The sequence below is a fragment of the Pseudomonas sp. P7779 genome, assembly GCF_013386315.1.
Lineage (GTDB): Bacteria > Pseudomonadota > Gammaproteobacteria > Pseudomonadales > Pseudomonadaceae > Aquipseudomonas.
This window is the reverse complement of sequence record NZ_JACARZ010000172.1, coordinates 1-345: the sequence shown is the minus strand read 5'-3', so window position 1 is coordinate 345 and position 345 is coordinate 1. Positions and strand designations below refer to the sequence as shown.

Here is a 345-nt window from a genome sequence, read left to right as displayed (position 1 = left end):
AGCAAGCGCCCTCACCACAGTTTTTCCGTGTCAGCGCAAACGGCGCAGGTGTTTACGCATAGGAATACAGGCCAACTGCAACCCCGATGGCGAGTGGTAGATCGCCTGCTCATCGCCCACATACCCACACCGTCGATAAAAATCCGCCGCGTTCAACGTCGCGTCCAGGATCACTTCCTCGATCCCCAATTCCTGCGCCAACGCTTCCAGATACGCCAGTATCTGCTTGCCAATCCCGCGTCCGGTAAACCCGGGCAGCACAAACAGCGCACCGATTTCGTTGTTCGCCAGATCCAGCATGCCGGTGACCACAGGTTCAGCGTTCACGCAGCCCAGGTAAAAATG

At 57.4% G+C, this 345-nt stretch carries 1 protein-coding gene; it reads right to left on the bottom strand.

Annotation, left to right across the window (positions count from 1 at the left end):
- Positions 1 to 30: 30 nt before the first annotated feature.
- On the bottom strand, positions 31 to 345 hold a 315-nt coding region (locus tag HX869_RS30605; protein ID WP_178904133.1), incomplete at its 5' end, for a GNAT family N-acetyltransferase.